This is a genomic window from Bordetella bronchialis, from assembly GCF_001676705.1.
Classification (GTDB): domain Bacteria; phylum Pseudomonadota; class Gammaproteobacteria; order Burkholderiales; family Burkholderiaceae_B; genus Bordetella_C; species Bordetella_C bronchialis.
The window spans coordinates 3,405,583-3,420,118 of record NZ_CP016170.1 but is presented as its reverse complement, the minus strand read 5'-3'; the positions used below and the strand labels follow the sequence as shown (position 1 = coordinate 3,420,118).

Sequence of the window (14,536 nt, the reverse complement as noted above, 5' to 3'; positions counted from 1 at the left end):
GGCTGACGGCGCGGGTCATCCCCCACCCGGGACAGGCAAGTCGAATCTGAAGAAAAATTCGCGCGCGCTGATGTGATAGCGGGACGTCAACTGGGCCTGCTTGCTTTCAATGAGGGTCGATGGACTGTGTCCCATCCATGTGAGCATCTCTTCCCTGCTTTGGTAATCGGCCAGTTGCGTGACGCGGACGTCGTATGCTTGAAGTCCGAGCATGAAGCGTTCGAGAAGCCGTGTCGGCGTGGTTTGCGTCGGCAGGGGAAATCGCCGCATGCCCTCTAGAAGAACGTTCGTGCGCGTCAGGGCGGAACGCGGCAGTGAGGAAGGCGCGGGCGCGGGTGGGATACCGGCGGCTGGCGCCGGCGGAGGAGCCGGCGCCGCTGGGGGCGCGGCTAGGGCTGGATCCATGCCAGGACCGCTCTCTTCGGGCGACAGGGGCACGGCAGGTGACGGCTGGGGGGGCGGACTGGCAATCGTGTCGTTTTTCGCCTGCTGCGGGGCGATGGCGGTCGATGGCTTTCTGTCGCGCAACACCTCGTCATAGTCCGCTCGCAAGGGAAACGGCGCTGCAGGCGGTGGTGGATCCGGATCCTTCAGGTCATGCTGCAACCACTTCGAAAATGCTTGCCAATGCCGGGCTTTCGCGCTTTCGTATTCGGCCAGATCCATGTCCTCCACCGCGCGTTCCATGCCCGAGGCGGCATCCTCCATGCCGTGCAACAGGGCCAGCATATGTCCGCTGGGGTCGATCCGGTTGACGGGATCGGCGGCGCAATAGGCATAGCTATTGATGCCGCCAGGGCCGAACGGACTGTAGAAATCGGGCGCGTTGAAGCGCATCAACGCGGGTAGATACCACCGATATCCGTTGCCCAGCGGGTATGCCGCCGTGGTCGGGTCGGAGCGGGCTCCCGTAAAACCGGAAGGTCGGGTGCGCGGCATGTGTTTCTCCTGACTCGGCATGATGTCCAATGCGTCTGTGGCGCTGCCCTCACGCTGTCGAATTGGGCGAATCGAATCCGAGCCAGTACAGCCGGTCCCTATTGGTTTGCACGTTTATGCCCTTTTGTATCTCGTTTTCGATGCCGAGTCGCGGCCCGTGTTCCTGACGGAAGCCGAATCGCTTGAAAACGTTCCCCGATGTGTAATCGGCCAGCTCGGAGGCCCGCACGTTATGGGCCGCGAGTACCGCAACGAACCGGTCCATGATCTGCCGCTCCGCGCGTGCAACGTCCTTGAAACGGAAGGGCGCGGCGGAGACGTGTTCAAGTATCAGCGCAAAACTCAGGTTCTCTCGCGGAATAGCCGCGACGATCTGGCCTTCGATGGCGGCCTGGTACTGTTTCAACCCCAGGCCCCGTCTTCGCAGACGGCGCGGACGCGGGACTTTGAACGTACCGGTCGCCGGCGGGCACGGGGCCGCAGCCGGCGCTTTTGCCTCGCCGATGGAACCCTGTTTGGGTTCCTCGTGCCGTGCGTCAAAGGCGAATGGCGATGGCGGTGTAGGAGCCGGGTCCGCCGGGGCAACAAGCGCGTCTTGGGCTGCCATCGATTGGTGCATGTATTTCGCCAGATCGTCGGCGTATTGTTGCTTTGCTTCCGAGTAGCTGTCGGCGTCGGGCAGCCTGGATTCCCGCTGCTTGCGCGCGGCGTCCTCGAAGGAAGTGGCGATAATGTCCTCCCATATTCCTATGTGCCCGCTGGGATCGCTGTGGTTGACCGGATCGCCCGTGCAGTAGGCATAGGGATTAACGCCGCCCGGGCCGAAAGGGCTGAGGTCGTCAGTCGCATTGAAACGCATCAATGCGGGGATAAACCAGCGATACCCATTGCCCAACGGGTATGCCGCCGTAATGCGGTCGGAGCGGGCACCGGTAAAGCCGGGACGTGAGGTGTGCGCCATGTGTTTGTTCTCGATACGGGATCAGGCCAATGCTTTCCACGGTGCTTCCTTTGTCAGGCTGGCGGATCGGGTGGCATAAATCCCAGCCACTGGAGCCGACGGGTATTGGCCCGCACGTTCAGCCCCGCTTTTATCTCGCTCGCTATGGCGTATCGCGGCCGGCCGTTATATTGAAAGCCGAACTTACTGAAAATCCGATGACGCTCGTAATCGGGCAGATCGGGCGCCCGGACATTATGGGCCTCCAGTACTCCAATAAACCGGTCCATGGTTTGCCGTTGGCGTGTCACACGGGCCAAGAAACGGAAAGGCGTGTTGCGTATCTGGTCAAGGATGCGGGCGAAACTAAGCTCGTCGCGGGGAATAGCCGCCGCAATGCTCTTCGCATAGAAGGCATTGTCGGCCTGCACGGACTCTTGGTACGTTGGCGCGGCCCGTTGGGGACCCACGTCCGGTCCGGCGTTTGACGGACCGGCGGCCGGCGATCCGGCGGCCGGCGTCCCGGCGACCGGCGTCCCGGCGACCGCAGCCTGCGCATTCGCCGGGCCCAGGGCATCGGTTTTCGTTGCCTCATGTCGCGGGTCGAACGCGAATGGCGTTGGCGGGGCGGGAGCCGGTCCCCCATTCGAAGGGAAGCTCGCGCCCTGGGCATTCATGGCCTGCTGCATGTACTTCGTCAGATCGTCGGCGTATTGTTGCTTTGCTTTGTGGTAGCTGCCGGCGTCGGGCAGCCTGGATTCCCGTTGCTCCCGTGCCGCATCCTCGATGGACGCGACGATAATGTCCCCCCATACCCCGATGTGCCCACTGGGGTCGCTGTGGTTGACCGGATCGCCCGTGCAGTAGGCATAGGGATTAACGCCGCCCGGGCCGAAAGGGCTGAGGTCGTCAGTCGCATTGAAACGCATCAATGCGGGGATAAACCAGCGATACCCATTGCCCAGCGGGTATGCCGCCGTGATGCGGTCGGAGCGGGCGCCAGTAAAACCGGAACGCAAGATCTGCGGCATGTGTTTATCTCCCGGCTTGGTATCAGATCCAATGTATCGGCGGCGAGGTCGTTGTTACGCTGGCGGATCAGGCGGAACCAATCCTAGCCAGTGCAGCCGGTCGATATTGGCTTGCACACTGACACCTTTCTTTATGTCGTTTTCGATCTGCCGTCGCGGCATGTTCTCGTAAACGTAGCCGAAACGCCTGAAAATGTTCGTGGCGGTGTAATCGCGCAACTCGGAGGCCCGGATGTTATAGGCCTTGAGTACCGCAATAAACCGGTCCATGGTCTGCCGCTCGATGCCGCCCAAGTGCTTCAGAGAAAAGGTTGTGGCCTGCACGTGTTCAAGTATTAACTCAAAAGTCAGGCTCTCCCGCGGAATAGTGGCCGCGACATGGGCCGCGATGAGGGCCTGGCTGCCTTGTATTCCCTGGCCCCATATTCCGAGACGGATCGGCCGCGGGACTTCGGATGTCGATGTGCCGGCGGCCGCGGCCTGCGCTTTTGCCGGACCTATGGAATCTTTTTTGGTCTGCTCGTGCCACGAGTCAAAGGCGAATGGCGGTGGGGGGGCGCCATGCGATGGGGTGCTCGCGCCCTGGGCCTCCATTGGCCCCTGCAGGTATTTCCACAGATCGTCGGCGTATCTCCGCTTCGCTTCCTGGTAGGTCCCGGCTTCGCGCAGCGTGGATTCCCGTTGTTCCCGCGCCGCGTCCTCGATGGAAGCGGCGATAATGTCTTCCCATATCCCCATGTGCCCACTGGGATCGCTGTGGTTGACCGGGTCGCCCGTGCAGTACACATACGGGTTGATGCCGCCCGGCCCGAAGGGGCTGAAGTCGTCCGTCGCATTGAAACGCATTAATGCGGGGATAAACCACCGATACCCATTGCCCAGCGGGTATGCCGCCGTGCTGGAATCGAGGCGGGCTCCGGTAAAACCGGAATGTGAGGTGTGCGCCATGTGCTTGCTCTCGATTCGGTATCGGACCCAATGCCTGCGCGATGCTTCGTTGGTCACGCCGGAGGATCGGGCGGGTCGAATCCGAGCCAGTGAAGGCGCTCGATATTCGCCTGCACATCACGGCCTTTTCTTATGGCAGTCTGCAGGCCCACTAGCGTCTTGGGTTCATGAAGATAGCCGAATTTCACGAAAACTCTACCCCGCTCATAATCGGGCAGATCGGTGGCCCGGATCTTATGGAGTTTTAGTACCTCGATGAAGCGATCCATGGTTTGCCGCGGGATTGTCGCGGCGCCTAGGGTGTTGAAGGATGTGGTGCCTATCCGTTCGAGTACGCGCGCAAAAGTCAGCTGTTCCCGGGGAATGTCTGCCGCGATGCCGGCCGCAATGAGAGCATGCTGGGGCTGCAAGGACACAATGGGCTTTGCCTGCATATGTCGCGCTTGCCTTGCAAGCGGTCTGGCGGCAGTCGCTCCGGTGGTCGTGGCCTGCGCATTCGTGGGGCCGAGGGACTCGAATTTTCTCGGCTCATGCCGTGCGTCAAAGGCCAATGGCGATGGCGGTGCGGGAACCGGGCCCGCCGAGGCAGCAAGCGCGTCTTGGGCTGCCATCGATTGGTGCATGTATTTCGCCAGATCGTCGGCGTATTGTTGCTTTGCTTCCGAGTAGCTGTCGGCGTCGGGCAGCCTGGATTCCCGCTGCTTGCGCGCGGCGTCCTCGAAGGAAGTGGCGATAATGTCCTCCCATATTCCTATGTGCCCGCTGGGATCGCTGTGGTTGACGGGATCGCCCGCGCAATAGGTATAGGCGTTGATGCCGCCCAGCCCGAACGGGCTGAGCTCGTCCGCGGCATTGAATCGCATCAACGCGGGAAGAAACCAGCGATACCCATTGCCCAGCGGGTATGCCGCCGTAATCGTGTCGGAGCGGGCTCCCGTAAAACCGGAGCGCGGGGTATGTGCCATGTGTACGTCCCGACTTGTCATGAGCTTCGCTGCGTCCGCGGCGCTGCCCTTGTCGCTACGCTTGTTGACCGGTCAATGTGAACCCGAGCCAGTGAAGCCGCTCGATATTGGCTTGCACATTTTTTCCTTTTTGTATGTCGCTTCCTATGAGTCCGTACGGCAAGAATTCGTTACGGTAGCCGAATCGCGTGAAAACGACCCCGGGTGTGTAATCCCGCAAGGCGGAGGCCCGGATATTATGCGCCTTGAGTATCGTGACGAACCGGTCCATGGTCTGCCGCTCAATGCTCTCGAGATCCAGGTAACGGTAGGATTGGGCTCTTACGTGTTTCAATATCAGCGCAAAAGTGAGCTCCTCCTGCGGAATAGCGGCCGCGACGCTGGCCGCCACCCGGGCCTTGTAGAGTTCAAACCCCAAGCCCCGCCCTTGCGGGCGGCGCGGACGCCGCACTTGGGATGTGCCGGCGGCCGGCGGAGTGGCGGCCGGCGAAGTGGCAGCCGGCGGAGTGGCGGCCGCGGCCTGCGCTCTTGCCGGGCCTATGGAATCTTTTTTGGTCTGCTCGTGCCACGAGTCAAAGGCGAATGGCGGTGGGGGGGCGCCATGCGATGGGGTGCTTGCGCCCTGGGCCTCCATTGGCCCCTGCAGGTATTTCCACAGATCGTCGGCGTATCGCCGCTTCGCTTCCTGGTAGGTCCCGGCTTCGCGCAGCGTGGATTCCCGTTGTTCCCGCGCCGCGTCCTCGATGGAAGCGGCGATAATGTCTCCCCATATCCCCATGTGCCCGCTGGGATCGCTGTGGTTGACGGGATCGCCCGCGCAATAGGTATAGGCGTTGATGCCGCCCAGCCCGAACGGGCTGAAGTCGTCCTCGGCATTGAATCGCATCAACGCGGGAAGAAACCAGCGATATCCATTGCCCAGCGGGTAAGCCGCCGTGACGGGGTCTGGACGGGATCCCGCAAAGCCTGGGGCTGATGTGCCTGCCATGTGCTTTCCTCGACGCCAACTCGTGATCCAACGCGCCCCCAGGTATGCGGTTCAGCGGAACCACGTCGGCCTTGATTCGGCACCAGCGGGGTGCTGAGGCGGTTGCGTGCAAGAAAGCGTATAGCCGTGGCGGCGCGGTGCGCCACTTGTTTTCCGCGGAAGGTTTTGAATAGGGGGCGCCGCTTCAGCGCGGCGTGCGCCCGGGCGGCGACAGGAGGGGTGACTGCCCGCGTCCTGGGGAAGCGGGCGGCCCGGGGGGGGAAGCCCCCTGCGCCAAGCTCAAGCCGAGGTCTGGGCCAGGACGCGCTGGGCTTCTTCGCGCACGCGCCGCGGCGCGGTGCCGCCGATATGGTCGCGCGCCGCCACCGAGCCTTCCAGCGTCAGCACCTGGTGGATATCGTCGCCTATGGATGGATGGTAGGCCTGGAGCTCGTCCAGCGTCAGGTCGGCCAGGTCGCAGCCGCGCTGTTCGCAATCGCGTACTGCGTGCGCGACGACTTCGTGCGCATCGCGGAAGGGCAGGCCGCGCTTGACCAGGTAATCGGCCAGGTCGGTGGCGGTGGCGTATCCCTGCAGCGCGGCGGCGCGCATGTTGTCGGCCTTGACCTTGATGCCGCCCACCATGTCGGCGAAGATGGTCAGCGTGTCGCGCAGCGTGTCCGCCGTGTCGAACAGGCCTTCCTTGTCTTCCTGGTTGTCCTTGTTGTAGGCCAGCGGCTGGCCCTTCATCAAGGTAAGCAAGGCCACCAGGTGGCCGTTGACGCGCCCGGTCTTGCCCCGCGCCAGTTCCGGCACGTCCGGGTTTTTCTTCTGCGGCATGATGGAGCTGCCGGTGCAGAAGCGGTCGGCCAGGTCGATGAAACCCACCCGCGGGCTCATCCACAGGACGAGCTCTTCGGACAGCCGGGAAACGTGGGTCATCACCAGCGCCGCGGCCGCGCAGAACTCGATGGCGAAGTCGCGGTCGGAAACGGCGTCCAGCGAGTTGCGGCACACGCCCTCGAAGCCCAGCGTGGAGGCCACGCGTTCGCGGTCGATGGGAAAGCTGGTGCCGGCCAGCGCGGCCGCGCCCAGCGGCAGGCGGTTGACCCGGCGCCGGCAGTCCTGCAGGCGTTCGGCGTCGCGGCCGAACATTTCGGCATACGCCAGCAGGTGGTGGCCGAAGGTAACCGGTTGGGCCACCTGCAAATGGGTGAAGCCCGGCATGATGGTATCGGCGTGCGCGGCCGCGACGGTCGCCAGCGCGTGGCGCAACTGGCGCAGCAGGTCCAGCGCGAGGTCGATTTCGCCCCGCAGCCACAGGCGGATGTCGGTGGCGACCTGGTCGTTGCGCGAACGGCCGGTATGCAGCCGCTTGCCCGCGTCGCCGACCAGTTCCACCAGGCGCCTTTCGATATTCAGGTGCACGTCTTCCAGGTCCAGTTGCCACTGGAAGGCGCCGGCGTCGATTTCCGTCAGGATCTGCGCCATGCCGCGCTCGATGTCGGCCTTGTCCTGGGCCGAAATAATGCCCTGGGCGGCCAGCATGTCCGCATGGGCCAGCGAGCCCTGGATATCGTGGCGCGCCAGGCGGCGGTCGAAATCCACGGATGCCGTGTAGCGTTTGACCAGATCGGAGACCGGCTCGGAGAACCGGGCGGACCAGGCTTGCGCCTTGTTGGCGAACTGGTCCTGGGAGGGGGAGGAGGGCGTCGACATAGTGAAGCGGATTATAGAGCCCGGCGTGGAGGGCGGTGGGATAATGCGGGCCGCCGGGCGCGCCGGTTGCTCAACGCCGGCTGCCCGGTGATGAGATAATCGGATCACGTCCAGACGGTCCCGGGGCCGTCTGTCACTCTCTAAACGGAAGTATTCCCATGAGCGCTCCCCGCGTCGCCATCGCCCAGATCAATTCTTGTGTCGGAGACTTGTGCGGCAATGCCGAGCGCGTCCTGCAGGCGGCTCGCCAGGCGCACCGGATGGGCGCCGACGTCCTGCTGACGCCGGAACTCGTCCTGACCGGCTATCCGCCGGAAGACCTGCTGCTGCGGCCGCAGTTCGTCTGCGAGCAACAGCAGCAGCTGGACGAACTGCGCCGCGAGCTGGCCGCGCTGAAAGGCCTGCACGTGGTCGTGGGCCACGTCGATGGCGATACCTGCGGCGCCAAGGCCTATGCCTTTGCCGACCGCAACGGCCGCCATCTTCTGTACAACGCCGCTTCGGTGCTGCTGGAAGGCCGCCTGCTGGGCACCTACCACAAGCGTGAACTGCCCAACTATTCGGTGTTCGACGAGCAGCGCTATTTCACGCCCGGCGGCCAGCCCTTCACCTTCGAGGTCAAGGGCACGCGCTTCGGCGTTGCCATTTGCGAGGACATCTGGTTCCCGCATGCGCCGCAGGCGGCCCGGGATGCCGGCAGCCAGGTGCTGCTGGTGCCCAACGCCTCGCCCTACAACACGGGCAAGCAGGCCGAGCGCATGGAAGTCGTGGCCGAATGCGCGCGCCTGAGCGGCGGAGCGGTCATCTACGCCAATATGGTCGGCGGCCAGGACGAACTGGTCTTCGACGGCGCCAGCTTCGCGGTGGACGCCCAGGGCCGCCCCTGCGCCCGCCTGCCGGAGTTCGAAGCCTGCGTGCATGCGGTGGACATCGGCCCGGACGGCGGCATCGTCCCCGTGGGCCCGCAGGCCGACCTGCAACCCAGCGGGGCGGAAGAGCAGGTCTGGAAGGCCCTGGTCATGGGCGTGCGCGATTACCTGGGCAAGAACCGCTTCCCGGGCGCCATCATCGGGCTGTCCGGCGGCATCGATTCGGCCGTGGTGCTGGCGATCGCCGTCGATGCCCTGGGCGCCGACAACGTCCGCGCCGTGATGATGCCGTCCCGCTATACCGCGGACATCTCGCAGACCGACGCGGCGGATATGGCCAGGCGGCTGGGCGTGCGCTATGACGTCATCGCCATCGGCGAGGTGGTCGACGGCTTCGAAACGGCCCTGGCGCCGCATTTCGCCGGCATGGCGCCCGACGCCACGGAAGAGAACATCCAGGCCCGCGTGCGCGGCACGCTCTTGATGGCGCTTTCCAACAAGACCGGCCGGCTGGTGCTGACCACCGGCAACAAGTCGGAGATGACCACCGGTTACTGCACCCTTTACGGCGACATGGCCGGCGGCTTCGCCGTCATCAAGGACGTGCCCAAGACCCTGGTCTACCGGCTGGCCAACTGGCGCAACCGCCAGAAGGAGATCATCCCGGAACGCATCATCACCCGGCCGCCGTCCGCCGAACTCCGCCCGGACCAGAAAGACCAGGACAGCCTGCCGCCCTACGACATCCTGGACGGCATCATGGAACGCTATATGGAGCGCAATATGTCGGCGGCCGATATCGTGGCCGCGGGCTATCCGGAGGATGCCGTCGAGCAGGTGGTGCGACTGATCCGCATCAACGAGTACAAGCGGCGCCAGGCGCCCCCGGGCCCCCGTATTACCCCTCGGGCGTTCGGCAGGGATTGGCGCTATCCTGTCACCAACGGCTTCCGGGAAACGATCTGAACCGCCGCCGCGGCGCCGCATGGCGGCGCCGGCGCGCGTCATCCCCGGACCAAGGCTGCAACCCATCCCACATAAATAGAACCTGAGGACTGCACGTGAAACAAGTCACCGCCATCATCAAACCTTTCAAGCTGGACGAGGTCCGCGAAGCCCTGGCCGAAGTCGGCGTCAGCGGCCTGACCGTGACGGAAGTCAAGGGCTTCGGCCGGCAGAAGGGACACACCGAGCTCTATCGCGGCGCGGAATATGTCGTGGACTTCCTGCCCAAGATCCGCGTGGAAGTGGTCCTGCCGGATGAAATGGTCGAGAACGCCATCGAAGCCATCGTCAAGGCCTCCCGCACCGGCAAGATCGGCGACGGCAAGATCTTTGTTACCGCCGTCGAGCAGGCCATCCGCATCCGCACCGGCGAATCCGACAACGAAGCCCTGTAATCGCCCGGCGGGCCCGCGTGCGCCGCGCCCCGGCGTGGCGGGAGCGGCTGCCCTGGCATCCATTCTTATGGAGTACCGCCATGCGTGACCTGGACAGGATAGGCGCCGATCGCGCCGTGCGCGAATTGTCGGGATGGACCGCCGTCGCCGACCGCGACGCCATCGCCAAGACCTTTGTGTTCGGCGATTTCAGCGCGGCCTTCGCCTTCATGGCGCGCGTGGCGCTGATGGCGGAAAAAATGGACCACCATCCCGAATGGTCCAACATCTACAACCGCGTCGAGGTCACGCTGTCCACGCACGATGCCGGCGGGGTGACCTCCCTGGACGTGCAGATGGCGCGCTTCATGGACCTGGTCGTGGGCGCCTAGCGCGGCGTTTCGCGCGTCTCGTACAGCGCGGCGTACTCCTTGAAGATCGAAGCGGTCAACGCCTGGCGCGCATGTTCGCGCCGTTCGATCATCCCCACGGCGCGCACGATCGGGCCGCTGCCGGCCGCGCCGATATCCTCCGGCAGGTCGAGCACGCGCAGATCCGCGGCGGTGCGCCATTGCGCCCACATCAGCTGCGGCAGCAGGCTGACGCCGACTTCCTGGCGCACGAGTTCCACCACGGTTTCTATGGCATTGAGCTCCAGGAATTCGTGTACGTGCACGTTCATGCGCCGCAATACGCGGTCGATCTGCAGGCCGGTGCGCTGGGTGCGGTCGAAGCGCAGGAAGGGATTCTGTTCCAGGACTTCCCGTACGGTGCGGCCGGGGGCCGTGGGCGCGGCCAGCACGACCAGGGGTTCCTCGTGCAGCGGCGTCCAGCGCATGCTGGCCATGCGCCGGCCGGATTCCACCACCAGCGCGGCGTCCAGTTCGCCGCTTTCGACCTTGCTGGCCAGTTCACCCGACTTGCCGGTGAACAGCCGCACGTCCAGGCCGTCATGCCGGCGCTTGAGCTGGGAAACGACCTTGGACAAGGCGCCCATGCATGAGACGATGGCGCCGAAGGCCACCGAGCCGGCCAGCTCGCCGGGCCCCGGCCTTTGCGGCAGCCGTATGCGGTCGTACAGGTCCAGCAGGTGCTTGACCTCCGGCAGCAGCTCCCGGCCGGCGGCGTTCAGCAAGGCCAGCCGCCCGCTGCGGTCGAACAGCTCGCGGCCGAGCTCCTCTTCCAGGGCGCGCATCTGGAAGCTGACGGCCGCCTGGGTCAGGGCGACGCGTTCGGCGGCTTCGGAAAACGAGCCGTAGCGGGCGACGGCCATGAAGGTGCGCAGGAAACGGATGGTGCTCATGGGAAGGGGAATGCCGGACCAGGCCGCGAAAAGGCGCCGCCGCCGGGGAGCGGCTAGGGGAATGCCCTGAGACACCGGACCGGCGTTTCCGCTATCCAGGGGCGGCGCGGGCTTATATAAAAGATTCTTTTGTGACGCGAAAAAAATTCAAATTGATCTAATTAAACCACGCGTGTACCTTGCTCGGTTTGGCCCCCGCCCGACCCAAATAGAGTGCGACCGACACCATGAAGACCTTCAACTGGGAAAACCCGTACCCGACCATCCGCGCTCCCCAGTTCGCGCGCAATTTCGTTTCCACGTCCCATCCGCTGGCCGCCCAGGCGGGCCTGCGCATGCTGCTCAAGGGCGGCAGCGCCGTGGACGCCGCCATCGCCGCGGCCGCGACCATCACCCTGACCGAGCCGGTTTCCTGCGGCCTGGGCAGCGATTGCTTTGCCATCGTCTGGGACGGCAAGCAGCTGCAGGGCCTGAATTCCTCCGGCGTGGCGCCGGCCGCCTGGAGCGTCGAGTATTTCAAGAAGAAGTACGGTACCGGCGCGGACGGCCTGGCCAAGCAACCCAAGCGGGGCTGGGACAGCGTCACGGTGCCCGGCGCGGTGGCCGGTTGGGCCGCCCTGCATGAAAAATTCGGCAAGCTGCCGTTCGAGCAACTGTTCGACCCGGCGATCGAGATCGCCGAACGCGGCTACGCCGTGCCGCCCATCGTGGGCCGCAAATGGAGCGCCGCGGTACCGGAGCTGCAGGACCAGCCCGGCTTTGCCCAGGCCTTCATGCCCAACGGCCGCGCCCCCAAGGTGGGCGAGCACTTCCGCATCCCGGAAGCGGCCTGGACGCTGCGCCGCATCGCGGCCAGCAAGGGCCGGGACTATTACGAAGGCGAGATCGCCGAGAAAATCGCCGCCTTCAGCAAGGAATGCGGCGGCGCCATGACGCTGGACGATCTGCGCAATTACAAGCCTGACTGGGTCAAGCCCATCTCGCGCGCCTACCGCGGCTATGAGGTCCATGAGATTCCGCCCAACGGGCAGGGCATCGCCGCCCTGATGGCGCTGGGCATCCTGGAAAAATTCGACGTCGCCGGCCTGCCGCTGGATTCGGTGCGCTCGCAGCACCTGCAGATCGAAGCGATGAAGCTGGCATTCGCCGACCTGTACAAATACGTGGCCGACCCGCGCAGCATGGAAGTCACCCCGGAGCAGATGCTGGACGACGCCTACCTGGCGTCGCGCGCCAAGCTCATCAGCATGGACAAGGCCACCGCTTTCGCGGCCGGGCGTCCCCATGCCGGCGGCACCATCTATCTGTCGGCGGCCGACGAAAGCGGCATGATGATTTCCTTCATCATGTCCAACTACATGGGCTTCGGCTCGGGCATCGTCGTGCCGGGTACCGGCATCAGCCTGCAGAACCGCGGCGTGGGCTTCTCCATGGATCCCAAGGCGGCCAATGTGGTCAAGGGCGGCTATCGTCCCTTCCACACGATCATCCCGGGTTTCCTGACCCGTGGCGGCAAGCCCGTCATGAGTTTCGGCGTGATGGGCGGCGATATGCAGCCGCAGGGCCACCTGCAGACCGTCGTGCGCATGCTGGACTATCATCAGAACCCGCAGGCCGCCTGCGACGCGCCGCGCTGGAAGGTCAATCGCGACTTCACCGTGGACCTGGAGTCCACCATGCCGGCCAGCACGGTGGAAGGGCTCAAGACGCTGGGCCACACGCTCAAGAGCGTCAACGATCCTTATATGGACTTCGGTTCCGGCCAGTTCATCTGGCGCATGTCCGAGGACGACAACGAACTCGGCTACGTGGCGGCCAGCGACAGCCGCCGCGACGGGCAGGCGGTCGGCTTCTGATTCCAAATGCGTACAAGCCCAACCAATAAGGGGAATGCAATGAAGAAACTGGGTACCGCCATGGGCACCGTGCTGCTGGCGCTGGCCGCCGGGTCCGCCGTCGCGCAAGAGCTGCGCATCGGCCTGCAGGAAGACCCGGACGTGCTGGATCCGGCGCGCGCCCGCACCTATGTGGGCCGCATCGTTTTCACGTCGCTGTGCGACAAGCTGGTGGACATCGATCCCAAGCTGCACGTTGTGCCGCAACTGGCCACGTCCTGGTCCTGGAACGCCGACAACACCGAACTGACCATGAAGCTGCGGGCCGACGCGCTGTTCCATGACGGCACCAAGTTCGACGCCGCCGCGGCCAAGGCCAACCTGGACCGCGCGCGCACGCTGCCCGACAGCTTCCGCAAGGGCGAACTGGCCTCGGTGCAGGACGTGCAGGCGCCCGATGCCCAGACGCTGGTGCTCAAGCTGAAGCAACCCGACGCCACGCTGCTGTACCAGCTGACCGATCGCGCCGGGATGATGCTGTCGCCCGCCATCTTCAACGACAAGGACACCAACGCGGTGGGCCGCAAGCCCGTCTGCTCCGGGCCCTACAAGTTCGTCGAACGGGTGCAGAACGACCGCATCGTGCTGGAGAAATTCGACCAGTACTACGACGCCAAGAGCTACCACTTCAGCAAGATCACCTTCCTGCCCATCCCGGACACGACGGTGCGCCTGCAGAACCTGCGTTCGGGCGGGCTGGACATCCTGGAACGCCTGAATCCCTCGGATGCGCCGGACGTCAAGAAAGACGCCAATCTGCATTTCTCGTCCGTGGCGGGCCTGGGCTTCCAGGAAATCGTGTTCAACCAGAACAACGGCGATCGCGCCAAGACCAATCCCTTCCGCGATCAGCGCGTGCGCGAGGCGCTGAGCCTGTCCATCGACCGCGACGCCATCAACGAGGTGATCGGCGGCGGCATCTACGAGCCCGCGAACCAGGCCTTCCCGCCGGCCAGCCCCTATCACAGCGACAAGTTCCCGGTGCCCAAGCGCGACGTGGCCAAGGCCAAGGCGCTGCTGAAGCAGGCCGGCGTGACGGAGGTCAAGGCGGAACTGGCGTTCGGCAACAACACCACGACCGCGGCCATCGCCGAAATGATGCAGGCCATGGCGCGCGAGGCCGGCATCGAGCTGAGCCTGCGTCCCACGGACTACGCGGCCTTGCTTACGCAGATGCGCGCCGGCAATTTCGAGGTGGCGCTGCGCGGCTGGTCGGGCCGGCCGGATCCGGACGGCAACGTCTATCCCTTCATTACCTGCAAGGGCGCGCTGAACGACGGCCAGTACTGCAACCCCAAGGTTGACGAACTCCTGAACGAAGCGCGCAAGGTGCCCGACGAAGCCAAGCGCAAGGCGCTGTACGAGCAGGCCGAGGCCATCATCCAGAAAGAGATGCCCGATGCCTTCCTGTATTTCCAGCCGTGGCCCTTCGCGATGCAGAAGAAGGTCAAGGGTTTCCTGCCGTATCCTGACGGAATGATCCGCCTGAAGAACGTAAGCTTCTCGAACTAAGGCGCATCCGGCCGGGCGGGGCGCGCGGGGCACCGGCCCCGGCGCTTCGCTCTTTGTGTTTTCGCGGTT

General features: G+C 64.6%; 13 protein-coding genes. 5 read left to right on the top strand and 8 right to left on the bottom strand.

Features of this window, described 5'->3' with window-relative positions; translation table 11 throughout:
* Positions 1–15 precede the first annotated feature (15 nt).
* The 7 genes from BAU06_RS26900 to argH all read right to left on the bottom strand — a co-directional run bounded on the left by BAU06_RS26900 (position 16) and on the right by argH (position 7,509).
* On the bottom strand, positions 16–939 hold the full coding sequence (locus tag BAU06_RS26900) for an RHS repeat-associated core domain-containing protein (protein WP_231933881.1): 924 nt from the start codon (positions 937–939) through the stop codon (positions 16–18).
* 49 nt (positions 940–988) lie between these two features.
* The gene (locus BAU06_RS26895; RefSeq protein ID WP_066350838.1) at positions 989–1,900 is read right to left on the bottom strand and encodes an RHS repeat-associated core domain-containing protein; all 912 of its coding nucleotides are present in this window, start codon (positions 1,898–1,900) and stop codon (positions 989–991) included.
* A 53-nt stretch (positions 1,901–1,953) separates the two neighbouring features.
* Entirely contained in the window at positions 1,954–2,910 is a 957-nt protein-coding gene (locus tag BAU06_RS26890) for an RHS repeat-associated core domain-containing protein (RefSeq protein ID WP_066350834.1), read from the bottom strand.
* Between the two features lie 54 nt (positions 2,911–2,964).
* A complete protein-coding gene (locus BAU06_RS15095; protein ID WP_066350828.1) occupies positions 2,965–3,858 on the bottom strand; it encodes an RHS repeat-associated core domain-containing protein in 894 nt (297 codons plus the stop codon).
* A gap of 53 nt (positions 3,859–3,911) precedes the next feature.
* Positions 3,912–4,823, bottom strand: coding sequence for an RHS repeat-associated core domain-containing protein (locus BAU06_RS15090; RefSeq protein ID WP_197509305.1), 912 nt, complete (start codon positions 4,821–4,823; stop codon positions 3,912–3,914).
* A 55-nt stretch (positions 4,824–4,878) separates the two neighbouring features.
* On the bottom strand, positions 4,879–5,811 hold the full coding sequence (locus BAU06_RS15085; protein WP_082993708.1) for an RHS repeat-associated core domain-containing protein: 933 nt from the start codon (positions 5,809–5,811) through the stop codon (positions 4,879–4,881).
* A 279-nt stretch (positions 5,812–6,090) separates the two neighbouring features.
* Positions 6,091–7,509: an argininosuccinate lyase gene (gene argH / locus BAU06_RS15080; protein ID WP_066350816.1), complete on the bottom strand. Its 1,419-nt coding sequence runs from the start codon at positions 7,507–7,509 to the stop codon at positions 6,091–6,093.
* Positions 7,510–7,667: 158 nt separating this feature from the next.
* On the opposite strand from argH, the gene BAU06_RS15075 reads away from it, so the two are divergent.
* From BAU06_RS15075 to BAU06_RS15065, 3 genes are all read left to right on the top strand, one after another.
* Positions 7,668–9,344, top strand: a complete 1,677-nt coding sequence (locus BAU06_RS15075; protein WP_066350810.1) for an NAD+ synthase — start codon at positions 7,668–7,670, stop codon at positions 9,342–9,344.
* Between the two features lie 95 nt (positions 9,345–9,439).
* Entirely contained in the window at positions 9,440–9,778 is a 339-nt protein-coding gene (locus tag BAU06_RS15070; RefSeq protein ID WP_066350808.1) for a P-II family nitrogen regulator, read from the top strand.
* Positions 9,779–9,858: 80 nt separating this feature from the next.
* On the top strand, positions 9,859–10,149 hold the full coding sequence (locus tag BAU06_RS15065; protein WP_066350797.1) for a 4a-hydroxytetrahydrobiopterin dehydratase: 291 nt from the start codon (positions 9,859–9,861) through the stop codon (positions 10,147–10,149).
* Here BAU06_RS15065 and BAU06_RS15060 read toward each other — a convergent pair.
* Positions 10,146–11,060 (bottom strand): LysR family transcriptional regulator, encoded by a 915-nt coding sequence (locus BAU06_RS15060; protein ID WP_066350787.1) that lies wholly within the window; start codon positions 11,058–11,060, stop codon positions 10,146–10,148. The genes BAU06_RS15065 and BAU06_RS15060 overlap by 4 nt on opposite strands.
* A gap of 227 nt (positions 11,061–11,287) precedes the next feature.
* On the opposite strand from BAU06_RS15060, the gene BAU06_RS15055 reads away from it, so the two are divergent.
* Both BAU06_RS15055 and BAU06_RS15050 read left to right on the top strand, forming a co-directional pair.
* A complete protein-coding gene (locus tag BAU06_RS15055; protein ID WP_066350782.1) occupies positions 11,288–12,916 on the top strand; it encodes a gamma-glutamyltransferase family protein in 1,629 nt (542 codons plus the stop codon).
* A gap of 39 nt (positions 12,917–12,955) precedes the next feature.
* Positions 12,956–14,467, top strand: coding sequence for an ABC transporter substrate-binding protein (locus BAU06_RS15050; protein WP_066350779.1), 1,512 nt, complete (start codon positions 12,956–12,958; stop codon positions 14,465–14,467).
* Positions 14,468–14,536: the final 69 nt, after the last annotated feature.